Genomic DNA, 24,882 nt, shown 5'->3' with positions numbered 1-24,882 from the left:
CGGGGCTAGCGATGCTCGACGCTCGCCGCCAGCCCCGCCCTGCCGTTGCGGTCGAACGCGGCCACGCGGATCGTGCCCCGCTCCGCGATCGGCCCGGCGACCAGCCTGCTGGCGGCGGTGGGCACAGTGCCATCGCTGGTGTAGCGCAACGTCATCCCGGGCAGCACGTGATTGACCAGCACGCGCCCGCCGTCGACCAGCAGGCCGGGCGGCGCGATGCGGTAAGCCACGCCGGTGCGTTCCAGGTCGAGGCGGGGCAGCACGCGCCGGCCCAGCGCATTGACGAAACCTGACCACGCGGCGCGGTGCAGCGTGGCGGCCCTGGCCGCATCGGGCTCGGTGGCCCAGGCGGGATCGGGCGCCCAGGCCCGTTCCGCCACCGCCAGCAGGCGCGGCATGACAAGGTAATCGATCAGGCCCGCGTCGCGCACGGTTTCCGTGAACAGCGTCGCCTCGATGCCGCGCACGCGGCGCTTGCCGTAGTCGGTCAGGCCATCCTTCCCGAGCCGCGCGGCATCGCCGGCGTTCTTCAGGTAATCGAACGGAATGAAGTCGTACACGTTGTCCAGTTCCACGTAGGCGCCCCAGTTCACGCCCGGTTCCTCGGGATTGGCGTTGTGGGCCATGTCCAGGTACATCTTCGTGACCGGCGCCAGCACGACATCGTAGCCGCCGTTGGCCAGCCGGTAGGCCAGGTCCTCGGCCCCGCCGACGTTGTTCCACACGTAGGCGGAAAAGCCGCGCCCCGTGAAGCGCGGATTCGGTATCAGCTTGTTCCGGCCACCCAGCCGGGTCTTGCGCGATGCCATTTCTTCCCAGCCGGAGGCGAACAGCCCGTGCCTGCGCACGATGCCGTCGACCCGGTCGTAAAAGTAATCCCACAGGTCGGCGGTGGTTTCCAGTCCTATTTTCGTCATCAGCGCGCGGCTGGCCGGCGATTGTTCCCAGGCCCCCTCGGGCAGTTCGTCGCCGCCCATGTGGATCGTGCGCAGCGGCGCTCCGGCTTCGCGGTGCAGTGCCGCCACCTGCGCGACCACGTGGTCGATGAACGTGAAACTCGATTCGAGGCCGGGATTGATCACGTTGTCGTCATAGAACTGCGCTGACTTGTAGACCGAGCGGTCCCCCAGGTCGTTGAGAAGGAACCTGTCGGCGTCCTTGCTGCCGGCCGCTTTCAGGCGATGGTAGCGCGCTTCCATCGCCTGCACGGCGGCGCGTGCGTGGCCGGGCATTTCGATTTCCGGTATCACCTCGATATGCCGGGCCGCCGCGTAGCGCACGATCTCGATATAGTCGGCGCGGCTGTAGTAGCCGCTGCCGCGGGCATCCCGCGGGTCGGGCCCCGAGCCGTAGGCGGGCTGCAGGCGCACGCCCGGCTTCGCGCTGTGGCCGCGCACCGCGCCGATCGCCGTCAGCTCCGGCAGGCCGGCGATTTCCAGGCGCCAGCCCTCGTCCTCGGTCAGGTGGAAGTGGAACTTGTTCAGCTTGTAGCGCGCCATCAGGTCGAGCCACTTGAACACCGTTTCCTTGCCGTGGAAATTGCGGCCCACGTCCAGCTGGAAGCCGCGGTAGCCGAAGCGCGGCGCGTCGATGATCGCCACCTCCGCCAGCGCCGCTTCGGCGGCGCCGGGCAGCGGCAACAGGTCGCGCAGCGTCTGCAGGCCGTAAGCCACGCCCGCTGCGCTGTTGCCGACGATATCGATGCCGCTGGCGGCGCGGATCGTCAGGCGGTAGGCTTCGGGCGAGGCCTGGCCGGGCACCGTCCCCACACCGAGGCGCAACGCCGGGCCGCCTGCCGGCAGGCTGGCCGGAAACAGCGAGCGTGCCAGTGCCGCCTCGGTGCCCAGGGACGGCGCCGCGACGATCGTGGGACGCCCGGACAGCACGAGCCGGCCGGCGCCGGCTTCGAACTGCAGCGGCGTCGGCAATACCGGCGGCACGGCGTCCGCCGGGAGCACGTCGGCCCGCAGGTTGCGGCGATACGTATCGGCGGGCGTCGCCAGTGCATGGGCGCCGCTGCCACCGCGGTCTAGCTGTTCCAGCCGCGTGACCGGCAGCAACTGGAAATCGGCGATGGCCATGGCGGCATCGGGCGCGGCGTCGTACACCAGGTAGGGGCCGGCCGGGGCATGGGCCAGCTTGACCAGCAGATGCGGGTACTGGTAGCCGATATCGAGCGTGCCGCCCGGCGCCAGGCCGGCAAAACCGGGTCCGGGACGCAGGCGGAAGTACCCCCCGGCCACCTCCTCCAGGAGCAGGCCGCCCGGCAGCGCCCCCGACGGCATGCCGTCCATCGAATTGAAGTACAGCGACCAGCCGCGCGGCGGCAACGGCCTGCTGTCGCCGTTGACGAGGATGAAGCGCGCCTGCGTGCGCCCGTGCGGCGCCTGCTCCGTGAAGACATTGCGCTGCAGTTCCCAGCGCAGCTGCAATTTCGCGCCGCCGGCGAAGCCGCCGATCGCGGCGGGCGTTTCCTGTGCGGCCTGCCGTTTTTCGGGAGCCGCCGCTACCGCCGTCACCGATGCGGCGAACAACAGCAGCGCGGACAGGGCGCAGCGGCGCACCAAGGTTCGATTCCCCAAAGATGTCTCCGGTCGTTGTGATGCGTTACATGTCATGTGGACGCCAGCGCCGTGGCAGCTGCCGGTGGCTCATGCTAGCAGTGGAAGCGTTTCCTGGCCAGCCCCAGCGGCGCCGCCGGGATGTAGCGAAAATACATCGATCCAGCAGCGGCGGGACGGCTGTTCCGCGTCCCCGAACAAAAAATGTTTGCGCTATCAAATTTATTTGGCATAGTTGGCCCGGTCGCTCCTGGTCAAGCTGCCTGATATTGGAATGAACTCGGAATGAAATCGGAAACCGGGAATGGCTACGGTATCGGCAACAGGTCAAGGGATTTGCGGGTTTGCGGTGTTGCGATCGCGCCCGGCATGCTGGCGACTTATACGAAACGGCAACCGGCACCGCATAATAAAGGAGACTCGAATGTACGAATTTTCAGGCAACGGCCACGGCGCGCGCACCGCGCCGGCGTGGCTCGCCCTGCTGGCGGCGGCGCTCGCCATGCCCGCGGCGGCGCAGACAACATCCGCCCCCGTGGCCGGATCGAACCCGATCATCCGCGACAGGTTCACCGCCGATCCCGCGCCGCTCGCCGTCGGCGACACGCTGTACCTGTATGTCGGCCACGACGAAGCCCAGCGCGACGAGATGTTCAACATGCGCGAATGGCTGGTTTACTCGACGAAGGACATGAAGACATGGACCGGGCACGGCCCGATCATGAACGTGAAGGACTTCAAGTGGGCCAAGGCGGATGCCTGGGCGGCGCAGACGATCGCGAAGAACGGCAAGTTCTATTTCTATGCGGCCGTGGAACACGACGGCACGCATCCGGGCAAGGCCATCGCCGTGGCGGTGTCGGACAAACCGACCGGCCCGTTCGTGGACGCGCGCGGGTCCGCGCTGGTGACCAACGACATGACGCCGAAAGGCACGCACAGCTGGGAAGACATCGACCCCACCGTGTTCACCGACGACGACGGCACGAGCTGGCTCGCGTGGGGCAACCGCCAGTGCTACATCGCGAAGCTGAAGCCGAACATGACGGAGATCGACGGGCCGATCCGCGAGATCACGCCGCCGCATTTCGAGGAAGGCCCGTGGCTGCACAAGCGCGGCAAGCTGTATTACCTGACCTACGCCTCGCTCGACCGCAAGACCCAGCGCGACGAACACGTCTCGTACTCCACCGCGCCCGCCATCACGGGCCCCTGGACCTATCGGGGCCTGCTGACCGGTTCGGGAAAATACAGCTTCACGATCCATCCGGGCATCGTCCAGTTCAAGGACAACTGGTACGTGTTCCTGCATAACGCCACGCTGGCGGTCGGCGACATGAACGGCGCCATCGGGCGCCGCGCCGTCACGGTCGAACACCTGCAATACAACCCCGACGGCACGATGAAGCCCGTCGTACAGACCGAGGCGGGCGTGAGCGTTCCGGCCCCTGGGCGCTGAAAGGCGCACGGGGGCGAAGCTCTGACGATCGCGTGCAGGCCCGATGCGGCTCACGGCAACGTGGCATCGTCGTGCGTGCCGGTGCTGACCTGGTTCCGGCCGTTCTGCTTGGCGGAGTACAGGTGCCTGTCCGCGCACTCGATGATGTCGCCGGCCGTGACAGGCCCGTCGCCGCCGGGCTGCAGCGTTGCCACGCCAAAGCTGGCGGTAACGACCTGCGCCGGCGAATGCCGGTGGGGAATGCGCAGCGCCTGGATGCCGGCGCGGATCCGTTCGGCGACGGCAAAGGCCCCGGCCTGGTCCGTGTTCGGCATGATGACGGCGAACTCTTCGCCGCCATACCGCGCCGCGACGTCGCCCGCACGGGCGACCTGCCCGGACAGCACGCTTGCCGCGCGTTGCAGGCACGCATCCCCGGCCAGGTGGCCGTAACTGTCGTTGAACTGCTTGAAATAATCCAGGTCCAGCAGCAGCAGCGAAATCGGCGTCCGGCCGCGCTGCGCGCGTTTCAGTTCCAGTTCGAGCAGTTCGTCGAAGCGGCGCCGGTTGGCCAGCCCGGTGAGCTTGTCCGTGTGGGCGAGCACGCGCAAGCCGACGTTGTGGCTCTCCAGTTCCTCGGAGTACATGCGCAGCCTGTGGTCCAGCGCATCCCTGATCCTGATCTGCCGGACCAGCCGGTTGGCAAACAGGATGAAGACCGCGCTGATGAGCACCGCTGCGGAACCGATCAGGATGCTCGAGCGCAGCCAGCTGCTCAACAGTTCATCCTTCGTGCGTCCCACCGCCACGAGGAACGGGAAGGTGTCGAGATGGCGGAAACTGTACAGCCGCACCACCTTGTCGACCCTGGCGTGGAGGAAGGCCGAGCCGGCGCGCGTCTTTTGCAGTTCCTTGAAAATGTTCCCCTTCGACAGGTCGGTGCCGATCAGCTTCTCGTCGAACGGACGGCGGTAGACGACGGTGCCGTCCGACAGCATCAGCAGCACGGTACCGGTGCGCCCGATGTCGAGTTCGTCATAGATGCGCTCGAAGAAATTGATCTGCAGCGTGACGAGCGCCACGCCGGCAAAGGTGCCATCGGCCCGGTAGATACCGCGCGATACCGGAATGATCCAGACGCCGGTCGAGCGGCTCTTCACGGGCGCCCCGACATGCACCGCGCTGCCGGCCTGGCGGCGGTGATGCTGGAAGTAGGCCCGATCGTAGTTGTTCCCGTCCACCTGCCTGTCCAGCGACGTGGCCAGCCAGCTGCCGTCGGCCCCGTACACGAACAGGCCATGCAGTTCGGGCGTGGTCCTGTCCAGCTCCGCGAGGTGGCGTTGCAGGCGCTCGCGCGCGCCGGGCTCCGCGGTATCGTATCGCGCCCGTTCCGCCACATCGGCCAGCGCGATGGTCGCCGCCTTCATCGCCGATTCGACCTGTGCCCCGACCATGCGCGCCACGTTCGAAATCGCCACATCGGCCTGGTGGATCTGGGTTTGCCTGGCCGACCAGATGAACCAGGCGGAAAAACCGATCAGCAGCGAGCAAGCCAGCGTGGTCGTCAGGATCACCAGCCGTATGACCGGGTGACGCGAGGCGCCGAGGCGGCCGGTCCGACTGTCCAGGTGGTCGTCCGGGTGGTTGTCCACATGGTGCGCGGGCGGCGGCTGGTCGGTATGCAAGCTCAAGAAAAACGTCCTTTGTGAAGCGGCGGCGTGTGCGTTGCCCAGATTGTGCCACCAGGGGGCCGGCGGCGTGTGAACGCAGTGAAACTTGCGTTCGATAACAACATTGGGAGACTGGAAACGTGCGCGATCCGGTAAAGTAGCGTTACCGGCCGCGCCGCGCGCGGCCAGCTCGACAAACATGAACAGATGAACAATCCCCACCGGTACGACCGGCACGGCGTCGACGCGGTCTACCGCGCGATCCGCGAGCGCCGCGACATGCGCCACTTCATTCCCGATCCCGTCGATGCCGCGCAACTGGCGCGCTTCATCGAAGCCGCGCATTGCGCGCCCAGCGTGGGCTACATGCAGCCCTGGCGGTTCCTGCGCGTCACCGATGCGGCGTTGCGCCGGGCGCTGCACGCGCACGTCGATGCCGAGCGCATGCTCACCGCCGAAGCGATGGGCGAGCGCGCCGGGGAATTCATGCGCCTGAAAGTGGAAGGCATTCTCGCCTGCGGCGAGCTGCTCGTGGTGGGCCTCGTCGAAGGACGGGAAAAATACGTGTTCGGCCGCCGCACGATGCCGGAAATGGACCTGGCCTCGGCATCGTGCGCGATCCAGAATTTCTGGCTGGCCGCCCGTGCCGAAGGCATCGGCGTGGGCTGGGTATCGCTGTTCGATCCCGAACACGTGCGCGTGCTCTGCGGGATGCCGGAAGGCAGCCGGCCGATCGCGCTGCTGTGCGTGGGCCACGTGGACGCTTTTTATCCGGAACCGATGCTGCAGACCGAACGCTGGGACAGCCGGCGCGGCCTCGGCGACATCGTGTACGAGAACGCCTGGGGCGTTCCCGCCGCGCCGGCGGCGGATTGACGGTTACTCCTCGCCGGCCTGGTGGAACACCAGCTCCTCCACGTGCCGGCCGTGGCACAGGTGTTCGCCGATGATGCGGTCCATGTTGTCCGGCGTGACGTTGTAATACCAGGTACCGTCCGGCTGCACGCACACGATCGGGCCGCCCTTGCAGGCCGCGAAACAACCGACCCGGCTGCGCTTGACGCGCAGGTCCCCGGTCGCCAGGCCGGCCGCCTTGAGCTTGTCGCCCAGGCTGTCGAACAGCGCCTGCGACGCGCCGTCGGCGCTGCAGCGCGGGCCGGTGCACACCAGCAGGTGCCGGCGGTAGCTGCCGATCTTCGGTTTCACCGGTTCGCCCGCGGCCGGGGTCACCACGGTCAGGTCGGTATCGCTCATGCCTCGCCCTCCCCTTCCGTGGCCACCTCGTCGTTCCACGGTTCGGCCAGCGTGTCGCGGATGTAGTCCGCGGGCAGCCGGTGGCGCGCTGCGAGAATGTCCACGCTGGCGCCGGCCGCACGTTCGGCCTGCAGCGTCTCCAGCCAGCCCAGCAGGCCCGTGGACAGCGAACGGCCGGCACGTTCGCCGTCGCGGGTCGCACCGCCCTCTTCCATGTCGTACTTGTTGGCATAGCCGCGCGGCGTCACCATCAGGCCATTGCGCACGAAGGTGTTGCTGTTGCCGATCAGGACGGTGCTCAGCATGCCGATCTCGGCATCGGCCATGCGGTCGAGCGTGGTGAACACGATGTTCTCGCGCCGCCGGTAGGCGCTCTTGACGATCGCCACCGGCGTATCGGCGCGGCGGTGGCGCAGGAACAGCCGCTGCGCCTCGACGATCTGGCGCGTGCGCCGGCCGCTCTTGGGGTTGTACAGCGCCACCACGAAGTCGGCCATCGCCACCGCATCGAGGCGGCGCGCGATGGTCGGCCATGGCGTGAGCAGGTCGGACAGCGAAATGGCGCAGAAATCGTGCGTCAGCGGTGCGCCGACCAGCGCCGCGCAGCTGTTGAGCGCGGAGGCGCCGGGGATGATTTCGACCTGCACCGCTTCGTCGGGCGTCCAGCCGGACTGGAACAGCACTTCGTACGTGGGACCGGCCATGCCGTACACGCCGGCATCGCCGGACGAGATCAGCGCCACCTTCTTGCCGGCGCGCGCCGCTTCCAGCGCGCTGACGGCGCGGTCCAGCTCCTCGGTCATCGACTTGCGGATGATCTCCTTGCCTTCGATGAGGTCGGCCACCAGCTTGATGTAGGTGACGTAGCCGATCACCACGTCGGCTTCGGCGATGGCGGCGCGGGCGCGGCCCGTCATGTGTTCCACGCTGCCGGGGCCGATCCCCACCAGCATGATCTTGCCGGCAAATGGTGGCTGCAGCGCTGGCTGCGGTTCAAATGAATCGTTCATGGTTCCTTCCTTGCGATCGAGACGGTGGCATGGCGGCCATCGGCGCCCCGGTGTTTGTGTTTTTCGACGACCAGCGCGGTCATCGGCGTTCCCGGCCCGGCGGCCAGCAGCGCGGCGGCCTCGCTGACCGACGGCGTGCCCGTGTGGTGCAGCACCGTGGCGGACGGATGCGGCACGGGCACGGCGGCCAGTTCGCCGGCTTCGTAGAAGCGCAGCGGCCAGCCGTATTCCTCCGCCAGCGCGAGCAGCGCGGCTTCGTCCCGCTTGAGCGTGATGCTGGCCGCGGCACGGACCTGGCCGGGCGACGCGCCCGCCTCGGCCAGCGCCGCCCGCACGGCTTCGCGCACCGTCTGCAATGCCACGCCCCGGTCGCAACCGAGCCCGATGGCGTATGTGCTTTCCGCGCTCAAGACGCGCTCTCCGCCGGCGGGCGGTAGACCACCAGGCGTTCGCGCAGCGCATCCCAGCGCTCGGCCGGCACATCGGCATGCGTGACCCACAGCAGCGCCGCGTAGCGGTCCAGCGGCACGTCGGCAAAGCTGGCAAAGCGGTGGATGTTGTCCGGCAGCGGCGTGGGCCGGGTCCACCAGTCCGGGCTGCCGGCTTCCTGGACGAAGGCGATCGGCTCGCCGTTGACCACGTGGGCGGACACGCGCGTGACGTTGATCTTCGGCGCCTCCACGCGCCAGCCCAGGTGGCGGCCCAGGATATCGACCGGGATCGTGCGGCCGACGTCGGACGCCGTGGTCAGCACCGGCGCCGCGCCGAGCAGCACGGCGATGCGCTCGCTCCACTCGTTGGCGCCGCCGGCGTGGCCGGACAATACCGGGATCACGTATTGCCCGGCATCGTCGACCACGATCACGCCCGGGTCCTCATCCTTGCTGCGCAGGTGCGGCGCGATCAGGCGCACCACGGCGCCCAGCGACACGAAGAACACGAGCTGGTCGTAGCCGGCGAACAGCGGGCCGATCTCGTCGCGCATGGCGCCCTGGTAGGCGTGCACACGGTTCGGCAGGCCCTCGAAGGCGGGCGCGAACTTCGCGGCCGCGCAGATATCGGCTTCGGGAAGCCTGGCAGCCAGGCGCGCGGCTTGCGCGGCGCCGTGCTTCGTGATCGCCACGAGGCACACGCGTGGCGGGGTGTCGGCGGGTTGGGTCATGCGTTCTCCGTGATGGTTGGTGTGGGGCCGCTCTTGCGCAGGCAGCCCTTGATGCGTTCGCCGCGGATGCGGTGCGGGTGCTTGACGATCAGCAGCGACAGGTAGCTGACCTTCGTGCCGCGCAGCGCCGGGATCGCGGCGCCGCTGACGCGCCGTTCGTCCGGCGCGCCGACCCGTTCGATGAAATGGGCGCCGGCCAGCAGGTCGCGCCGTTCCAGCCAGTCGACCAGTTCGTCGAGGATGGGTTTTACCTTCATCAGCACCAGCGTGTCGAAGTCGGGCAGCAGCCGGTCGACGGCGCCGACGCCATAGGCGGCCGGCACGATCGCCACCGTGTCGTCCTGCTCGGCGAACGGCACATCGGCCATCGCGCAGGCGGCGGTGAAGGCATTCACGCCGGGGATGATTTCCACCGGCACGCGCGCATCGAGCGCGCGCACGGTGCGGGCCAGGTGGCCGAAGGTGGCATACGTGCTGGCATCGCCTTCGACGAGGAACAGTACATCGCGCCCCGCGCGCAGCCACGGCAGCACGGCTTCCGCCGCGCGCAGCCAGGCGCGCGCCAGCTTCTCGCCGTCGTGCGTCATCGGGAACAGCAGCAGCGCATGGTCCTCCGGCGGCGCCAGGCCGGCGCGGTGGACGATGTCGAGCGCATAGCTGGGTGTCTTGCCGCTGCGGGCCGGGTAGACCCAGACGGCATCGCGCCGCTGCAGCGCCGCCCACGCGGCGCGCGTGATCAGGCCGGGGTCGCCGGGGCCCAGCGAAACGCCCCACAGCGTACCGCGGGTCGTGGTGCCGTTCATGCCGCGCTCCCGGCACGCCGGGCGCGCTGGGCGCACACGATCCAGACGGGATTCTCGGCCGCCATCCGGTGCATGTGCAGGATCGGCTTGCTGCGCGCGGCCTGCAGCTGCACCACGTCCCAGCTCACGCCATGCACTTCCAGCTCTTGCAGCGCGGCGGTCGCCGTGGCCAGGTTTTCCAGCGTGACGAAATTCATCACCAGCGTGCCGCCAGGGCGCAGGCGCGCCACGATGCCGGCCACCAGCGCGGCCAGTTCGCCGCCCGAGCCGCCGATGAACACGGCATCCGGATCGGGCCAGGCATCCAGGCCGTCCGGCGCCTTGCCGTGATACAGGCTGTAGTTGCCGACGCCGAAGGCCGCGTGGTTCTGCCCCGCGATCGCGTGATCGGCTTCGTTCTTCTCGATGGCGTAGACGTGGCCGAGCGGACACAGCCGCGCCGCTTCCAGGCCCACCGAGCCGGAACCGGCGCCGATATCCCACACCACGCTGTCGTCGCGCAGCTGCAGGCGAGCCAGGCTCACGGCGCGCACTTCCTGCTTGGTGATCAGGCCCTTGTCGGGCTGGCGCTGTACAAATCCGGCATCCGCCAGGCCGAAGCGAACCGGCCGCGGCGCCGGCGTCACGCGCCACAGCAGCACCACGTTCAGCGCGGCGAAGCGCATGTCCGCCGCTTCGCGCATGCCCAGTTCGGCCAGCACGCGCTCCTCAGGCTGCAGCAGGTTTTCCGCCACCGCCATCAGGAAATCGTCGCCCAGCCCCTCGGCCAGCAGCAGGCGCGCGATACGGTCCGGGCTGTTGTCGGGACTGGTCAGCACCAGCAGCCGCGAGTGGGCGCGCAGCGCCTGCGCGAGCGCATACAGCCCGTGGTCGGGCGTGGCGCCGCGCCGCCATTCGCCGGCATCGCGAGCGTGCACGGAGACGATGCGGGCATCCTGCCAGGCCAGGCCGATGCGCGCGCACGCCAGCTGCAGGGTCGACAGGTTGGGCAGGATGTCGAGCGCCTGCACGCACAGGTGTTGCGCCAGGTACGGCGCGATGCCGTGGCAAAGCGGGTCGCCGGTGGCCAGCACGACGCACGCGAGGTGGTCGGCACGCGCCGCGCGCACCCAGGCCGGCACGTCCTTCAGGCGCCCGGTGAGATCGTGGCACACGGCGCCGGCTTTCAGCTCGCGCGCCAGCAGTGCCAGCGTGCGGGCGCCGCCGATCACCACGTCGGCGCTGCGCAGGTATGCCAGCGCAGTGGGGCCCAGGCTGGCGGCGCCGTCGTCGAGCACGCCGATCACGCGGCAGGGGTTGGGGTCTTGGAGACTGATGTTCATGGATGGGCTGAAAGAGAAAATCGGTTCACGCGTCGGCGTCGAGGATGTGGTCGATGCCGGTGCGCCCGGCGCTGGCAGGCAATGCCGGCGGCGGCACCGGGTCGGTCCACACGTCGGCCACCTGCTGGCCGCTGAAGTCGCACACCAGTACGCGCAGGCGGAACGCCCGGCCATAGCGGTCCGGCGCGGTCAAGGTATCGATGGCGGCCTGCGCCAGCGCATGGTGGAAGGCATCGCCCAGGCCGCGCTCGACCATCAGCTCGGCCCCGAAGCGCGCCGTTTCCGCGGCGGCCATGGCGGCGCAATCCTCGTCGCTGGCGCCGATGCGCCGGCCGATCGCCGCCACCAGGTCGGTATCGACTTCGCTGCGGTTCGCGTGGGTGATGGTTTCGCCCTGCGCGATCTTGGTGAGCTTGCCCACCATGACCGCCAGCACCACCAGGCCGATGCCCTGCGCCACCACCTCATCGAGCGCATAGCGCAGGAAGTCGCCCATCTGCACGAAGCAGGCGGCCGGCAGTTCCGGCCGCCCGGCGCGCAGCGTGGCGATCGCGAACGTCTCGGTGCGCCCGCCGGTCGTCAGCGCCACCATGCCATGGCCGGCGGTGGCCGCCACCTGCACGCCCTGCACCACGCTGGCACGCCAGGCCGCCGTCGAATACGGCTTGACGATGCCGGTGGTGCCAAGGATGCTGATGCCGCCCAGGATGCCCAGCCGCGCATTGGTGGTTTTCTTCGCCATCGCCTGGCCGTCCGGCACGCTGATCGTCACTTCCACGCCGTGTTCGGCCAGCAGGCCGGGCGCGGCCTCGCGCAGGTTGTCGGCGATATTCCGGCGCGGCACCGGGTTGATCGCCGGGCCGCCCACTTCCAGGCCCAGGCCCTTCATCGTCACGGTGCCGACGCCGTCGCCGGCGACCCAGGTCACCGCGCCGGCCTGGCCCGGCAGCAGGCGCAGGTCGACCGTCAGGTGCGCGCCGTCGGTGCAGTCCGGATCGTCGCCGGCGAACTTGACGACCATCGCGTGGGCGCGGCCTTCCTCGCAGCGGCCATCGTGCACGGCGAAGGATACCCGGCTGCCGTTCGGCAGCAGCGATTCGATCGTCTCCGGCACGCGCCCGGTGGCCAGGCCCAGCATCGCCGCGCGCGCGGCCGCGGCGGCGCAAGCCCCGGTCGTGAAACCGGTGCGCGTGCCCCGTTCCGCGGCCGTCTTTTCCTTCACGCGCGCTCCGCCGGCGCGGCGTTCTGGCGCGCCTCGGCCAGCGCCAGCAGCGCATGCAGGGCCGCCACCACCAGCGTCGAACCGCCCTTGCGGCCGAGAATCACGATCCACGGCACCTCGCTCACTTCTGCCATCAGGTCCTTCGATTCGGCCGCCGACACGAAACCGACCGGCATGCCGACCACCAGGGCGGGTCGCACGCCCTCCTCGCGGATCAGTCTCACCAGTTCGATCAGCGCGGTGGGCGCGTTGCCGATGCCGACGATCGCGCCATCGAGCAATCCAAGGCGGTGGGCCTTGCGCATCGCCTGCACGGCGCGCGTGGTGTCCTCGAGCCGGGCGGCCTCGATCACATCCGCATCGCTGATGAACTGGTGCGTGCGCATGCCGAAGTGGGCCAGGCGCGGCTGCGACAGGCCCGAACAGATCATCTCGACGTCCGCCACCACCGGCGTGGCGCCGGCCAGCATGGCGCGGATGCCCGCTTCCACCGCTTCGGGATGGAAGTCCGTCAGGCCGTTGAAATCGAAGTCGGCGTTCGCATGGATCATGCGGCGCACGATCGGCCACTGCGCGGCGGTGTAGGTGTGCGACTCGACTTCGGCATCGATGACGGCGAAGCTGTCGTGCTCGATGGCCTGGCCGGCGCGCGTCAGCTGTTCGGTGACGGTGTTGATCGTGCTCATGCCGGCTCCCCCGCCTTCGGATGATCGTGGCCATGATGCGCATGGGCGTGTGCGTGGTCATGCGCGTGGGCATGGCCGTGCTCATGTGCATCCTCCTGGCCGTGGGTCTGGCCATGGTCGTGCGTATGAGCATGCGAATGGCCGTGCCCGAGGTCATGGGCGATCTCGCGGTAGCTGCAGCCGTCGCACGGCAGCCGGCTGTCCGGCACGCCCGCGCGCAGGTCTTCCACGCGCGCGTCCATCAGCGCGAAGATCTCCGGCTCGAAGCCGAAATGTCCGGTACAGGCGAAACGCACCTGCGGATACTGGCCGCGCAGGTGCTCCACCTGCCGGTGGATGCGCTGCATCAGCGTGCCGGTATACAGGTAATACGGCAGCACGACGATCTGCCGCATGCCCAGCAGGACCTGGCGCTGCACCACTTTTTCCAGGCGCGGCCAGGTGATCCCCGTGAAGGCCAGGTCGACCAGCTCGTGGTCGCCCTCTTCCAGCAGCCAGCGCGCCATCTTCGCCATCTCGCCGTTGGCGCCGCGGTCGGAAGAGCCGCGGCCCAGCAGCACGACGCCGGTGGTCGTGGGATCGGGCATGTCGAGCGTGCCCATCGCGCCGCGCAGCTTGCGCCGCAGCACGGCGAGCACCGGGTCGCAGGCGCTCAAGTGCGGCGCCAGCAGGATTTCCGTTTGCGGGCAGGCCGCACGCGCGCCCTCCACCGCCTCGGGAATTTCCATCTTGACGTGGCCGGCGGCATTGAGGATCAGCGGTACCACCAGCACGCGGCGGGCGCCACGCGCCGCGGCCAGCAGCGCGGCGTTCAGCTCGGGCGGCGCGAACTCGATGAAGCACAGCTCGATGCGCCAGCCGGGCCGCCGCGCGCGCCACGCGTCGGTGAATTCGCGGATCTCGCGGTTGCCCGAGTCCTCGCGCGACCCATGGCCGACGACGAGGATGACGTCCTGGCCATTCGCGTCGGTATTGTCGCGTGCCGGCACGGCGGCCGCCTGCATCATGATGGGAGCGTTCATGCGCTTGCCTTTCTGAATCGATGGGTAAAGGTGGGGTCGTACAGTTTCGAGCGGGCCAGCGTTTCCCAATGCAGCGCGCCGAGCGTGGGACTGGCCACGATCATCGCCTGGCTGGCCACGCCGGCGGCGCGGCAGCGCGCCTTGATGTCTGCCAGCGTGCCGCGGATGATCTTTTCCTCGCCGGGCCAGCTGGCCTTGTGCACCACCAGCATTGGCGCATCCTCGGGCCAGCCGGCCGCGCGCAAGGCCGTTTCAACCTTGTGCATCAGCGTGATCGACAGGAAGATGCACAGGGTCGTGCGATGCGCGGCCAGGCTGGCGAGGTCCTCGCCGTCCGGCATCGGCGTGCGCCCCTCGACACGAGTGAAGATCACGCTCTGGGTCACTTCGGGCAGCGTCAGCGATTCGCCGGCCGCGGCCATCGACGCCATCGCCGACGACACGCCCGGCACCACGGCCCATTCGATGTCGGCGGCGGTGAGCGGGCGGGCCAGTTCGATCAGCGCGCCGTACAGGCCGGGGTCGCCGGTCTGCAGGCGCACCACCGTGCCGTGCACGGCGGCCTGCCCGATCAGCCACGCGGTCATGTCCTCGAGCGTCATGTCCTTCGAATCGCGGATCGCGCAGCCCGGCGGCGCGTAGAGCGTGGCGGCGCGGTCGACCAGCGATCCCGCGTACAGCACGGCACCGGCCTCGGAAAGCAGCCTGCGGCCCTTGACGGTGATCAGTTCCGGGTCGCCCGGGCCGGCGCCCACGAACCATACCTTGCCGGCGTTTGCGATCGTCATGCGGTTGTTTCTCCTGGATGTTCAAACTGTCGGGGCAATGCGCGCAGCGCATCGAGCAGGGCCGGCACGCTGCGCGGCGCGGGACTTTGCGGCAGCACGCCGCGCGCCGCCAGTTCCGCATGCAGCGCGATGGCCAGCGGCACGCGGTGGCCGGCGGCGTGCAGCAGGTCCGGGCGCGCGGCCAGCGTTGCCGCCCGGCCGGACGCGATGCAGCGGCCCGCCGCCAGCAGGTGGATGTCGTCGGCCCAGCCGAACGCGAAATCGGCATCGTGGGTGGACAGCAGCACCGTGACGCCGCGCGCGGCAAGCCGGTCGAGCAGTGCGGCCAGCCCGGCCTGCATGGCGGCATCGAGTCCGGCCATCGGCTCGTCCAGCAACAGCACCTCCGGCTCCATCGCCAGCACGCCGGCGATGCACACGCGTTTCTTCTGGCCGAAGCTGAGGCGGTGCACCGCGCGGCCGGCGTGCTCGCGCAGGCCGACGGCATCCAGCGCGGCGGCCACCCTTGCGCGCACGGTGCCGGCATCGAAACCGAGGTTGAGCGGGCCGAATGACACATCCTCTTCGACATGCGCCGCGAACAGCTGGCGGTCGGGGTCCTGGAACACCAGGCCGACCCGGCGCCGCAGCGCGGCCAGGCCGGCGCGCCCGTGATCGACCGGCTGGCCGTCATGGCGCAGCTGGCCGGCGCCCGGGCGCAGCAGGCCGTTCAGGTGCAGCAGCACGGTGGATTTGCCGGCGCCGTTCGCGCCCAGCAGCGCGTGGCGCCGGCCGCGCGCCAGCGCCAGGCTGCAGTCTCGCAGCCCGGTGGAACCGTCCGGGTAGACGTGGTCGACGCCGGCCAGTTCGAGGACCGGTGGCGCGCTCACCAGCGGTCTCCCGCGGCCAGCGCCAGCAGCAGCGCACCGGCCAGCGCGGCCAGCGCATTCTGGCGCCGCGCGTGGGGAAACGCCGCCGGCAGGAAACGCAGCGTACCGGCATACGAACGCGCGTCGGCCGCCATCTGCAGCGCCGCGGCGCGCTGCCATACCTGTTGCGCCATGTGGCCGGCCAGCATGCCTGTCGAACGCCAGCGCTGGCGCCAGCCGCGATGGCCCAGGCGCGCGCGCTGGGCCTCGACGCCTTCGTCCCATGCCTGGCGCAGCACGAACAGCATGCGGTAGCACAGCGCCATCAGGTCGAGCAGCAGTTCCGGGGTACGCAGGCGGCGCAGCAATGCCAGCAGGTCCGGCAGCGGCGTGGTCAATGCGAAGCCCAGCAGCGCGGCCAGCACGGCCAGCGAACGCAAGGCGGTACGTTGGACCGCCGGCAGCAGCGCGCCGTTCCAGTGCCAGGTGCCGTGCGGGTCGGGGCCGAACAGCAGCGTCATGCATGCCAGCAGCAGGAAGCCGAGCGGTGCCAGCGCGGCGCCCAGCCAGGCGCGCGGCGGCACGCGCGCACCCAGCAACGCGGCCAGCACCGGTACGGCCGCGAGCACGGCCAGCGTGTCGGGACTGCGCGCCAGCCATGCGGCGGCCGCGCCGGACAGTGCGAACAGCGCCTTGGCCGAGGGGGCCACGCCGCGCCAACGGCTGGCGCACGCGGTCGTTTCAATCAACATCCGGTTCCCTTGCGTCGCGGGCGCGTTCGCGCCCGGTCGACAGGCCGAGCCAGTAGCCGATCACGCCGGCGCCCAGCGCGGCCTGCAGCGCGAACAGCAGCGAGGCGATTTCGCCGCTGGCCGGCTCGAACACGGGCGAGAACCACGGCTCGTAGCCGGGCGCGATCGTGCCCACCGCCTGCCGCGCCAGGTCGTCGGCGCCGCCGAATGCCGCGCCGCCCGCCAGCCACAGGGGCAGCACCGTCAGCAGCACGATCAGCACCCACGCCATCCAGGAACGCGCTTTCATGCGGCCCCCCTGGCAGCATGGACGAAGACCGGCGCGGACCGAAGCTCGGCGGCATTGAAGCGGGCGATGGCGTTCACCACCAGCACCGTCAATATGCCTTCGCTGATGGCGATGGGCACCTGGGTCAGCGCGAAGATGCCGGCGAACCTGGCCAGCGAAGCGGCCATGCCGCCGACCGGGTCGGGAAAGGCCCAGGCCAGCTGCAGCGACGTGGTGGCATAGGTGGCCAGGTCGCCCAGGCAGGCGGCTGCGAACACGGCGAGGGAGCGCGACATGCCCAGCGCGGCGACCGCGCGGAACACGCCATAGGCAACGAAGGGGCCGACCACGGCCATCGAGAACACGTTGGCGCCGAGCGTGGTGATGCCGCCGTGGGCCAGCAGCAGCGCCTGGAACAGCAGCACGACAAAGCCGACCGGCACCATCGGGGCGGGGCCGAACAGCAGTGCGCCGAGCCCCACGCCGGTGGGATGCGAGCAACTGCCCGTCACGGACGGCAGCTTCAGCGCGGACAGCAGGAATGCGAATGCGGCGGCGACGCCGAACAGCATGCGCTGTTCCGGATGCCGGCGCAGGCCGCGGCCCATCGAGCGCAGGCCCCAGGCCAGGAAACAGGCCGATACGGCCGACCAGCCCAGCGCGTGCGCGGGCGGCAGGAAACCTTCCATGATATGCATTCGAAACCTCCCGTCGAATGGTCGAAACGAGCACCGGCGGGGATCGAAAAAATGCGTGGAAAGACGGTCGAGACGGGCCGTGAACGGAAAGCCGCAGACGGAAGCCGGATCGACAGCGGCTTCCCATCACCCCGGGGAATCGGTGCTGACTTGCATGGGCCGGTATTCTGGCTCGCCGTCATTCTTCTTCCGTGCCTTCCCGCGATTTCTCGCAGTGGCTTGATTACGGAGTCCGTCAGGCTTACAGCAGCGGGGGCTGCACCGGAATGGCCGCATGGCGGCTTCACCGGTTTCCCGTTTAACGTCCTCCCTGGAAAGGAAGGAGCGCACCCAAGCGCGCATAGTAACCGATAAGGGAGGCGATGGGATAGTGTTTCAGGCGAAAGCCGCCGCGCGGGCGGCTGCCGTCAGCGCGGCGGCAGCACATGCCGGAAGGTGGGCTCGATGTTCTTCGCATGCAGGAACCGCACGATGTCTTCCAGCGTGGCGTCTTTCAGCAGCAGGTCGGGTGGTACCGCGCCGCCATGCGCCACCGCTTGCGCTTTCGGGCCGGCCTTTGCAGCTGGCGCAACGGGTGCCGCCGGCTGTTCGGGCGCGCGCTGCAAAATGTCCAGCGCGTGCCGGAGCTGGTCATTGCTGATCGATTGCAGCCCTTGCAAGAATGCCGCCTGCGCGGCGAGCGGCGGCGCAATTTCCAGCGCCGGCTCATCCGCGAACGACGCGCCCATGCCGGGATGGATGAACGCGGCCCATTTGCCGGTCGACGGATTGCGGCACGGCGGCAGCTCGACCGGCGCCTGCACGCCTGCCGCTGCCGGCATCGCATCGGCGCGGTAAGCCGCTCGCAGCAGATCGAGGAACCGCTGCGCCCCGGCGACCGGCAACGGCTCCTCGAACGACAGCCACAGCCGGAAACCGGTGGCGCCGGAAACGCTCACCGCCGGTGCCGGCAAGCCCAGCTCGCCCTGCAGCGCATTGGCCGCCGCGCACAGCCGCTCCCACCCATCGGCACCGGCGCCGGCCGGCCGCTCGAACGGCAGCACGATGGCGCGAACCGCCCCATCCTTCACCAGATCGAAGGCGCGGGTCGCGCGCCCGTCGAGATGCTGTTGCAGCCCGTCCGGCGCGCCGCCGACGGGCAGGTAAAGGCGGATCAATTGCGATATCAGTTCGTGCATGGCGTTCCTTGGGTTGCGGCCGGCTGCCGGCGATGCGCGGCGTTTCGCGGCGTTCCGCGATTTTCCGGGACAGGCATTATCGCCGGGATCGGCGGCGGGCGGTTCTTCGCCGTGCACTACAATAACGGTCCGCCGTAACGGTCCCTTCACTGCCGAAACCATCATGAGCACCACCGACCTGCCCTTCCGCGCCACCACTGCCGAGGCCTGCGCCTGGCTCGAACAGCAGACCGCCTCGACCTGGACGCTCGCGCGCCTGCTCGAACACGGCCTGACGCCGTATGTCTGGCTGGATTACGACGCCGCCTATCCGGAGCTGTTCGGCGACGCCAACGGAGGCTACGCGGCGCCGATCTTCTTCGAGGCCGACATCGCCCGGCTGGCAGGCGGCAGCGAGGACGTGCTGATCACGATGACGAAAGATGCCTACAAGATCGTCGCGAAGCTGCCCGCACCGGGCTTCGTGCGGCCGCTCGACGGGCTGCGCTTCCAGAAAAAGGACGTCGAACGCCTCGCCGGCAAGCTGAAACACGAGGCCGAGGCGGCGGCGCGCCCGCCGGCGGCGCCGGCCGAATCGCAGTACGGCATCGGCAAGGCGGAGGTGCTGGCGGCATTCGGGCGCCTGGCGCGGCTGGACATGGACAAGGCGCTCGACGATGCCATCGGCATCTTCGGCGACGATGGGGCCCGCGTGAAGGCGAGCGCCAAAAAATCGAAGCGCAACGCCGTGTGGAACCCGGTGACGCTGGCGCTGGGACTGCACGATGTGTACGGCGCGCCGCTCGGCCCCCTGAAGCGGGCGTTCCAGTCGCATGACTTCCTGCATGCGTGGCAGGACGACTGGAACCAGTCGCTGTATTTGCTGGGCAAGTAAGTCGGCAATGCGCTGGCGGGCAGGCGGACGCTAGGCCGTTCGCGCCAGCAGCCGGCGCAACTGCGCGGCCTGGTAGGCGCCGAACGTATCGCTGAACAGGCAGCGGATCAGCGGATCGTCGACCACGTCGGCGTCTGCGAGATCGCGCTCGGTACCGGCATCGAAGACGGTGTCGTTGATGCGCAGGTACATCGACGTCAGCGATTCGCCCTCTTCCAGCGCGGCATACAGCTTGGCGGCCGGGATCTCGGTAGCCCAGCCGAGCGGCACGGTGCCGTCATCGGCAACGGCCGGGCCGCCCGGTTCCAGCCGGTAGCGGAAATGCGTCGCATCGCCCGCGTGATCGTAGACCGACAGTTGCCAGGTGCGGGGCTGGTCGAAATACTCCGACGCCGCTTCCACCGCGCCGTATTTCGCCGGCAGCTCTGCGCGGCAGTAGTCGAGCACGCGCGCCTGCTGCGGCGCCGTGAGCGGCGGAAAACGGCGTGCGATGTCGGCGGTTCGCGGCGCGGCCGCGTTGCCTTCGTAGGCGTAATCCACATCCTGCTCGCCGACGGGCACCACCCAGTCCAACGGCGGCGCCGGCCGCAGCGACGTGGCGTCGAGCCGTACCGACACGGAAGGATCGAGGCGGATCACCCGTGCCACCGGCAACGCCTTGGTGACCTCCTCCGTGAACCGGGCATACGAGATCGGGAAGAACGCGCGGTTGTACCACGACCACGGCTCCTGCACGAACTGGCACGAACTGGGCACCACGTAGCGCGGCGCCAGCGCCCGCAACTGGGGAATCCATTCGTCCGGCAGCGCCGGCGGCGCGGCAGCGGCGCGCGACGGCGCCAGCACCTCGATCTCGCGCATGGTCTGGAACGGCCACAGCACCATGTCCCACGGCCCCTCCTGCACCAGCTGGGCCAGTGTGCCGTCGTCGATCCACGAATCGACGACGTTGAGCACGTTCAGCCCGCCCGCCTTGACCTGGAACATCGAGTCGACATCCGCATCCATCGCTTCGCGGGGAATCACCTGGAACGGGCCGACCTGCACCGGCACGTTCAGGCGCAGCCGGTGCACCTGCGTGAAGCCGAGCCGGCGCACCATGTCGAACAGCTCGTCGAAGATGCAGTAGATATGCAGCGGCGTGGCGCGGTCCAGCAGGTCCAGGCTTTCGAGCGAGCAGTGGTCGTCGTGGAAGTGCGAGATGAACACCGCGTCGAAGTGCTGGCGGCGGATCTCGTCATGGTCGAAGCGCACGTCCGGGAACGCGTGGCAGTTGCGGCTGAACGGGTTCTCGAAGATGGTATCGAAGGCGATGCGCGTGCCTTCATGCTCGAACACGTAGCCGGCGTGCAGGATTCTGGAGATCGTCAGGGCTGGCTCGGTCATGAAGGCTCGCTGGAAGGGTCTGTCTGGATGGCTGCGGTGGAGAGACGGCGCTTGCCGGTCGCGGGATCGTACACAGAAAACGGGAAAACGCCAATCCCGCGTATCGGGGCCCGCTTCCTTCCACCAACTCCGTCCCCTGCCGGCCCGGCGTATGATCGACCATGCCGTGCGAAGCGGCACAAGCCCCTGAGATATTCGGTTAGTTGCAAATTTCCCGAACTCCGATGGTGCCGTACCCGCCGGCCACGGTGCACCCGCGCCGCCGAGCCCGCCGCGCGATCCCGGCATATCGCCCCGGCAACTTCATCATTGCGCCCATCCCCGGTACACTGGCGGGTTCCGACAGCCTGCCCCGAACCCATCCATGAAGATTTCACAACGCGCCCAATCCATCGACCCGTTCTTCGCGATAGAATTCGGCAAGCGTGCCGCCGCCCTCGCCGGGCTCGGGCACGACGTCATCCGGCTCAGCCTGGGCGAGCCCGATTTCGGCGCCCCGCCCGCCGTGCTCGAGGCCGCGGCAGCGGCGGCGCAGGCGGGCGCCCTGCCCTACACGGCGGCACTGGGCATGCCGGCCCTGCGCGAAGCCCTGGCCGGGTTCTACCTGCGCGAGCACGGCGTTGCCGTTTCGCCGGAGCGGATCATCGTCACCGCCGGCGCGTCCGCCGCGCTGCTGCTGGTCACGGCGGCCCTCGTCGATCCGGGCGACGAAGTGATCGTGGGCGACCCGTCCTATCCGTGCAACCGCCAGTTCCTCGGCAGCTTCGGCGCGCAGGTGAAGCTCGTGGCCACCGGCCCCGAATCGCGCTTCCAGCTCGACGCGGCCAGCGTGCGGGCCAACTGGACGGAACGGACGCAGGGCGTGATGGTGGCCACCCCGTCGAACCCGACGGGCACCTCGGTGCCGCCGGACGAGCTGGCCGCGATCTGCGCGCTGGCCCGCAGCCACGATGCGTGGCGCATCGTTGACGAGATCTACCTGAACCTGGGCGACCGCGACAGCCAGGGCCGGCCGCCGCAAACCGTGCTCGCGTTCGACGACGGCGCCATCGTCATCAACAGCTTCTCGAAATACTTCGGCATGACGGGCTGGCGCCTCGGCTGGTGCGTGGTGCCGGAAGAGCTCGTGCCGACGATGGAACGGCTGGCGCAGAACTACTACATCTGCCCGTCGACCATCGCCCAGCAGGCGGCGCTGGCGTGCTTCACGCCGGCGTCGCTGGCCGTGTGCGAGGAGCGCCGGCTGGGATTCGCGCGCCGCCGCGCGCTGGTGCTCGATGGCCTGGCGCGTATCGGCCTGCCGGTGCCGGTGCCGCCGGATGGCGCGTTCTACGTGTATTTCGACGTCGGCGGCACCGGGCTCACGTCCTGGCAGTTCTGCGAGCGCGTGCTGCAGGAAGCCCATGTGGCCCTCACGCCGGGCAAGGATTTCGGGCAATGCGGTGCCGATACGTACGTGCGGCTTTCCTATTCGGCCAGTACCGCGCACCTGGAAGAAGCGCTGCGGCGGCTCGGCCAATTCATGGGGCGCCTATAATGCCGCATCCAACCCGCATCCATCGCACGGCCATTGCTTGAGCAAAGGCCGCGAACGCATCCATTCCCGCCTCGCGCCTTTCATCCAGGCCGGCGGCATCGGCGCGCAAGACCGGTCATTTTAAGAACACTTTTTGGAATTTTTCATGGAAATCAAGGTCAACTTTCTCGACAAGCTTCGCCTCGAAGCCAAGTTCGATGATTTCACGGTCATCGCCGACCAGCCGATCCGCTACAAGGGCGATGGCTCCGCCCCCGGCCCGTTCGATTACTTCCTGGCCTCGTCGGCCCTGTGCGCGGCCTATTTCGTGAAGCTGTATTGCGTGACCCGCGATATCCCGACCGAGAATATCCGCTTGTCGCAGAACAATATCGTCGATCCCGAAAACCGTTACCAGCAGATCTTCAAGATCCAGGTCGAGTTGCCGGCGGATATTTCCGAAAAAGACCGCCAGGGCATCCTGCGCTCCATCGACCGCTGCACGGTGAAAAAGGTGGTGCAGGCCGGGCCCGAGTTCGTGATCGAAGAGGTGGAAAACCTCGATGCCGATGCGCAGGCCCTGCTGGTGCTGAATCCGTCCACCGAAGCGGCCACCTATATTCCGGGCAAGGACCTGCCGCTGGAGCAGACCATCGCCAACATGTCGGGCGTGCTGGCGAACCTGGGCATCCGGATCGAGATCGCGTCGTGGCGCAATATCGTTCCCAACGTATGGTCGCTGCATATCCGCGATGCGCATTCGCCGATGTGCTTCACCAACGGCAAGGGGTCGACCAAGGAAAGCGCGCTGGCGTCGGCACTGGGCGAGTATATCGAGCGCATCAACTGCAACCACTTCTATGCGGGCCAGTTCTGGGGCGAGGAGATCGCCAACGCGCCGTTCGTCCATTACCCGAACGAACGCTGGTTCAAGCCCGGCCCGAAGGATGCGCTGCCGGCGGAAATCCTGGATGAGTATTGCCTGGAAATCTACAACCCCGACGGCGAACTGTGCGGCTCGCACCTGATCGACACCAACTCGGGCAACGTGGAGCGCGGCATCTGCTCGCTGCCGTACGTGCGCCAGTCGGACGGCAAGGTGGTGTACTTCCCGTCCAACCTGGTGGAAAACCTGTTCGTGAGCAATGGCATGAGCGCCGGGAACACGCTCGCCGAGGCGCAGGTGCAATGCCTGTCCGAGATTTTCGAACGGGCGGTGAAGCGCGAAATCCTCGAAGGCGAAATCACCCTGCCCGACGTGCCGCAGGAAGTGCTGGCGAAATACCCGGGCGTCCTGGCCGGCATCGCCGGACTGGAAGAGCAAGGCTTCCCGGTGCTCGTGAAGGATGCGTCGCTGGGCGGCGTGTACCCGGTGATGTGCGTGACCCTGATGAATCCGCGCACGGGCGGCGTGTTCGCCTCGTTCGGCGCGCACCCGAGCCTGGAAGTGGCGCTGGAACGCAGCCTGACGGAACTGCTGCAGGGCCGCAGCTTCGAAGGCCTGAACGACCTGCCGCGGCCAACCTTCGCCAGCAACGCCGTGACCGAACCGAACAACTTCGTCGAGCACTTCATCGATTCCAGCGGCGTGGTGTCGTGGCGCTTCTTCAGCGCGAAGTCCGATTTCGATTTCGTGGAATGGGATTTCTCGGGCCAGGGCGAAGACTCCAATGCCGAGGAAGCCGCGACCCTGTTCGGCATCCTCGCGGACATGGGCAAGGAGGCGTACATGGCCGTGTACGACGACCTGGGCGCCACCGCCTGCCGCATCCTGGTTCCCGGCTACTCGGAAATCTACCTGGTGGAAGACCTGATCTGGGACAACACCAACAAGGCGCTGCTGTTCCGCGAGGATATCCTGAACCTGCACCGCCTGGACGACGATGCCCTGGAGGCGCTGCTGGAGCGCCTGGAGGAATGCGAGCTGGACGACTACACGGAAATCGCCACGCTGATCGGCATCCGGTTCGACGAGAACACGGTGTGGGGCCAGTTGACGATCATCGAGCTCAAGCTGCTGATCCATCTCGCGCTGGAGCAGTTCGAACCGGCACTGGAGCTGGTGGAAACGCTGCTGCAGTACAACGACAACACGCTCGAGCGCGGCCTGTTCTTCCAGGCCCTGAACGTGGTGCTGGAAGTGGAGCTCGACGATGAGCTGGAGCTGGACGACTACGTCGGCAATTTCCGCCGGATGTACGGCAACGAGCGGATGGATGCGGTGCTGGGCTCGGTTGACGGCAGCGTGCGCTTCTTCGGCCTGACGCCGACCAGCATGAAGCTGGAGGGGCTCGACCGTCACGAGCGCCAGATCGACAGTTACAAAAAATTGCATGCTGCCCGCGCGAAGGCCGTGGCCGCGCAATAAGCACCCCTGCCTGGCTCCATTAGTTCAATTCCTGAATCGATGGAGTCAGTATTTGG

Annotated in this window: 23 protein-coding genes and 1 riboswitch; of the genes, 5 read left to right on the top strand and 18 right to left on the bottom strand. The window is 68.5% G+C overall.

Annotation, left to right across the window (positions count from 1 at the left end; all coding sequences use genetic code 11):
* Positions 1-5: 5 nt before the first annotated feature.
* The gene (locus GJV26_RS26070; RefSeq protein ID WP_229419459.1) at positions 6-2,582 is read right to left on the bottom strand and encodes a family 20 glycosylhydrolase; all 2,577 of its coding nucleotides are present in this window, start codon (positions 2,580-2,582) and stop codon (positions 6-8) included.
* Between the two features lie 403 nt (positions 2,583-2,985).
* On the opposite strand from GJV26_RS26070, the gene GJV26_RS26065 reads away from it, so the two are divergent.
* Positions 2,986-4,020 carry a family 43 glycosylhydrolase gene (locus GJV26_RS26065; protein ID WP_173346276.1) on the top strand — a complete coding sequence of 345 codons (1,035 nt, stop codon included), beginning with the start codon at positions 2,986-2,988 and terminating at the stop codon, positions 4,018-4,020.
* Positions 4,021-4,070: 50 nt separating this feature from the next.
* Here the strand turns inward: GJV26_RS26065 and GJV26_RS26060 are convergent, their stop codons facing one another.
* Positions 4,071-5,690: a GGDEF domain-containing protein gene (locus GJV26_RS26060; RefSeq protein ID WP_229419458.1), complete on the bottom strand. Its 1,620-nt coding sequence runs from the start codon at positions 5,688-5,690 to the stop codon at positions 4,071-4,073.
* Between the two features lie 186 nt (positions 5,691-5,876).
* Between GJV26_RS26060 and bluB the strand changes: the two genes are divergently transcribed.
* Complete coding sequence (bluB, locus tag GJV26_RS26055) at positions 5,877-6,545, top strand: 5,6-dimethylbenzimidazole synthase (RefSeq protein WP_155711526.1); 669 nt, start codon at positions 5,877-5,879, stop codon at positions 6,543-6,545.
* Positions 6,546-6,548: 3 nt separating this feature from the next.
* Here the strand turns inward: bluB and GJV26_RS26050 are convergent, their stop codons facing one another.
* From GJV26_RS26050 to GJV26_RS25980, 15 genes are all read right to left on the bottom strand, one after another.
* Positions 6,549-6,923, bottom strand: a complete 375-nt coding sequence (locus GJV26_RS26050; RefSeq protein ID WP_155711525.1) for a (2Fe-2S) ferredoxin domain-containing protein — start codon at positions 6,921-6,923, stop codon at positions 6,549-6,551.
* Positions 6,920-7,933, bottom strand: a complete 1,014-nt coding sequence (gene cobJ, locus GJV26_RS26045) for a precorrin-3B C(17)-methyltransferase (RefSeq protein WP_155711524.1) — start codon at positions 7,931-7,933, stop codon at positions 6,920-6,922. The genes GJV26_RS26050 and cobJ overlap by 4 nt, the downstream gene beginning before the upstream one ends.
* Positions 7,930-8,343 (bottom strand): cobalamin biosynthesis protein, encoded by a 414-nt coding sequence (locus tag GJV26_RS26040; RefSeq protein ID WP_155711523.1) that lies wholly within the window; start codon positions 8,341-8,343, stop codon positions 7,930-7,932. The genes cobJ and GJV26_RS26040 overlap by 4 nt, the downstream gene beginning before the upstream one ends.
* The gene (locus GJV26_RS26035; protein WP_155711522.1) at positions 8,340-9,095 is read right to left on the bottom strand and encodes a cobalamin biosynthesis central domain-containing protein; all 756 of its coding nucleotides are present in this window, start codon (positions 9,093-9,095) and stop codon (positions 8,340-8,342) included. The genes GJV26_RS26040 and GJV26_RS26035 overlap by 4 nt, the downstream gene beginning before the upstream one ends.
* Positions 9,092-9,898 (bottom strand): precorrin-2 C(20)-methyltransferase, encoded by an 807-nt coding sequence (cobI, locus tag GJV26_RS26030; protein WP_155711521.1) that lies wholly within the window; start codon positions 9,896-9,898, stop codon positions 9,092-9,094. The genes GJV26_RS26035 and cobI overlap by 4 nt, the downstream gene beginning before the upstream one ends.
* Complete coding sequence (gene cbiE / locus GJV26_RS26025; RefSeq protein WP_155711520.1) at positions 9,895-11,220, bottom strand: precorrin-6y C5,15-methyltransferase (decarboxylating) subunit CbiE; 1,326 nt, start codon at positions 11,218-11,220, stop codon at positions 9,895-9,897. Before cbiE ends, cobI begins: the two co-directional genes overlap by 4 nt.
* 25 nt (positions 11,221-11,245) lie before the next feature.
* Complete coding sequence (locus GJV26_RS26020) at positions 11,246-12,442, bottom strand: cobalt-precorrin-5B (C(1))-methyltransferase (protein WP_189442275.1); 1,197 nt, start codon at positions 12,440-12,442, stop codon at positions 11,246-11,248.
* Positions 12,439-13,128 (bottom strand): precorrin-8X methylmutase, encoded by a 690-nt coding sequence (locus tag GJV26_RS26015; protein ID WP_155711519.1) that lies wholly within the window; start codon positions 13,126-13,128, stop codon positions 12,439-12,441. Before GJV26_RS26015 ends, GJV26_RS26020 begins: the two co-directional genes overlap by 4 nt.
* Positions 13,125-14,132, bottom strand: a complete 1,008-nt coding sequence (locus tag GJV26_RS26010; RefSeq protein ID WP_155712736.1) for a sirohydrochlorin chelatase — start codon at positions 14,130-14,132, stop codon at positions 13,125-13,127. The genes GJV26_RS26015 and GJV26_RS26010 overlap by 4 nt, the downstream gene beginning before the upstream one ends.
* Before the next feature lie 14 nt (positions 14,133-14,146).
* On the bottom strand, positions 14,147-14,938 hold the full coding sequence (gene cobM / locus GJV26_RS26005; RefSeq protein WP_155711518.1) for a precorrin-4 C(11)-methyltransferase: 792 nt from the start codon (positions 14,936-14,938) through the stop codon (positions 14,147-14,149).
* Positions 14,935-15,807, bottom strand: coding sequence for an energy-coupling factor ABC transporter ATP-binding protein (locus tag GJV26_RS26000; RefSeq protein ID WP_229427996.1), 873 nt, complete (start codon positions 15,805-15,807; stop codon positions 14,935-14,937). The genes cobM and GJV26_RS26000 overlap by 4 nt, the downstream gene beginning before the upstream one ends.
* Positions 15,804-16,538, bottom strand: a complete 735-nt coding sequence (gene cbiQ, locus GJV26_RS30375; protein ID WP_155711517.1) for a cobalt ECF transporter T component CbiQ — start codon at positions 16,536-16,538, stop codon at positions 15,804-15,806. Before cbiQ ends, GJV26_RS26000 begins: the two co-directional genes overlap by 4 nt.
* Positions 16,528-16,827, bottom strand: coding sequence for an energy-coupling factor ABC transporter substrate-binding protein (locus tag GJV26_RS25990; protein WP_155711516.1), 300 nt, complete (start codon positions 16,825-16,827; stop codon positions 16,528-16,530). The genes cbiQ and GJV26_RS25990 overlap by 11 nt, the downstream gene beginning before the upstream one ends.
* Positions 16,824-17,504, bottom strand: coding sequence for an energy-coupling factor ABC transporter permease (locus tag GJV26_RS25985; RefSeq protein WP_155711515.1), 681 nt, complete (start codon positions 17,502-17,504; stop codon positions 16,824-16,826). The genes GJV26_RS25990 and GJV26_RS25985 overlap by 4 nt, the downstream gene beginning before the upstream one ends.
* A 140-nt stretch (positions 17,505-17,644) precedes the next feature.
* A riboswitch (cobalamin riboswitch) is annotated at positions 17,645-17,853 on the bottom strand.
* A 58-nt stretch (positions 17,854-17,911) separates the two neighbouring features.
* Positions 17,912-18,682, bottom strand: coding sequence for a hypothetical protein (locus GJV26_RS25980; RefSeq protein ID WP_155711514.1), 771 nt, complete (start codon positions 18,680-18,682; stop codon positions 17,912-17,914).
* A gap of 163 nt (positions 18,683-18,845) precedes the next feature.
* Here GJV26_RS25980 and GJV26_RS25975 point away from each other — a divergent pair, with 163 nt between their 5' ends.
* Positions 18,846-19,556: a hypothetical protein gene (locus tag GJV26_RS25975; RefSeq protein ID WP_155711513.1), complete on the top strand. Its 711-nt coding sequence runs from the start codon at positions 18,846-18,848 to the stop codon at positions 19,554-19,556.
* Between the two features lie 30 nt (positions 19,557-19,586).
* On the opposite strand, the gene GJV26_RS25970 is transcribed toward GJV26_RS25975, so the two are convergent.
* The gene (locus tag GJV26_RS25970) at positions 19,587-20,942 is read right to left on the bottom strand and encodes an MBL fold metallo-hydrolase (protein WP_155711512.1); all 1,356 of its coding nucleotides are present in this window, start codon (positions 20,940-20,942) and stop codon (positions 19,587-19,589) included.
* Between the two features lie 364 nt (positions 20,943-21,306).
* On the opposite strand from GJV26_RS25970, the gene GJV26_RS25965 reads away from it, so the two are divergent.
* On the top strand, positions 21,307-22,479 hold the full coding sequence (locus tag GJV26_RS25965; protein ID WP_155711511.1) for a pyridoxal phosphate-dependent aminotransferase: 1,173 nt from the start codon (positions 21,307-21,309) through the stop codon (positions 22,477-22,479).
* A 145-nt stretch (positions 22,480-22,624) separates the two neighbouring features.
* A complete protein-coding gene (locus tag GJV26_RS25960; protein WP_155711510.1) occupies positions 22,625-24,826 on the top strand; it encodes an OsmC domain/YcaO domain-containing protein in 2,202 nt (733 codons plus the stop codon).
* The last annotated feature ends 56 nt before the right edge of the window (positions 24,827-24,882 follow it).

Origin of the sequence: Pseudoduganella dura, assembly GCF_009727155.1 — a bacterium.
Lineage (GTDB): Bacteria > Pseudomonadota > Gammaproteobacteria > Burkholderiales > Burkholderiaceae_D > Rugamonas > Rugamonas dura.
The sequence above is the reverse complement of the archived record's forward strand: the minus strand, read 5'-3'. Positions and strand labels throughout refer to the sequence as shown.

Excerpts from the sequence above, each read along its gene's own strand:
- cobM (WP_155711518.1), bottom strand. The coding sequence starts at position 14,938 with ATGACGATCGCAAACGCCGGCAAGGTATGGTTCGTGGGCGCCGGCCCG.
- GJV26_RS25980 (WP_155711514.1), bottom strand. The coding sequence starts at position 18,682 with ATGCACGAACTGATATCGCAATTGATCCGCCTTTACCTGCCCGTCGGC.
- GJV26_RS25970 (WP_155711512.1), bottom strand. The coding sequence starts at position 20,942 with ATGACCGAGCCAGCCCTGACGATCTCCAGAATCCTGCACGCCGGCTAC.
- cobI (WP_155711521.1), bottom strand. The coding sequence starts at position 9,898 with ATGAACGGCACCACGACCCGCGGTACGCTGTGGGGCGTTTCGCTGGGC.
- GJV26_RS25975 (WP_155711513.1), top strand. The coding sequence starts at position 18,846 with ATGAGCACCACCGACCTGCCCTTCCGCGCCACCACTGCCGAGGCCTGC.
- GJV26_RS25965 (WP_155711511.1), top strand. The coding sequence starts at position 21,307 with ATGAAGATTTCACAACGCGCCCAATCCATCGACCCGTTCTTCGCGATA.
- GJV26_RS25960 (WP_155711510.1), top strand. The coding sequence starts at position 22,625 with ATGGAAATCAAGGTCAACTTTCTCGACAAGCTTCGCCTCGAAGCCAAG.
- GJV26_RS25985 (WP_155711515.1), bottom strand. The coding sequence starts at position 17,504 with ATGCATATCATGGAAGGTTTCCTGCCGCCCGCGCACGCGCTGGGCTGG.
- cbiQ (WP_155711517.1), bottom strand. The coding sequence starts at position 16,538 with ATGTTGATTGAAACGACCGCGTGCGCCAGCCGTTGGCGCGGCGTGGCC.
- cbiE (WP_155711520.1), bottom strand. The coding sequence starts at position 11,220 with ATGAACATCAGTCTCCAAGACCCCAACCCCTGCCGCGTGATCGGCGTG.
- GJV26_RS25990 (WP_155711516.1), bottom strand. The coding sequence starts at position 16,827 with ATGAAAGCGCGTTCCTGGATGGCGTGGGTGCTGATCGTGCTGCTGACG.
- GJV26_RS26065 (WP_173346276.1), top strand. The coding sequence starts at position 2,986 with ATGTACGAATTTTCAGGCAACGGCCACGGCGCGCGCACCGCGCCGGCG.
- GJV26_RS26035 (WP_155711522.1), bottom strand. The coding sequence starts at position 9,095 with ATGACCCAACCCGCCGACACCCCGCCACGCGTGTGCCTCGTGGCGATC.
- GJV26_RS26015 (WP_155711519.1), bottom strand. The coding sequence starts at position 13,128 with ATGAGCACGATCAACACCGTCACCGAACAGCTGACGCGCGCCGGCCAG.
- cobJ (WP_155711524.1), bottom strand. The coding sequence starts at position 7,933 with ATGAACGATTCATTTGAACCGCAGCCAGCGCTGCAGCCACCATTTGCC.
- GJV26_RS26050 (WP_155711525.1), bottom strand. The coding sequence starts at position 6,923 with ATGAGCGATACCGACCTGACCGTGGTGACCCCGGCCGCGGGCGAACCG.
- bluB (WP_155711526.1), top strand. The coding sequence starts at position 5,877 with ATGAACAATCCCCACCGGTACGACCGGCACGGCGTCGACGCGGTCTAC.
- GJV26_RS26010 (WP_155712736.1), bottom strand. The coding sequence starts at position 14,132 with ATGCAGGCGGCCGCCGTGCCGGCACGCGACAATACCGACGCGAATGGC.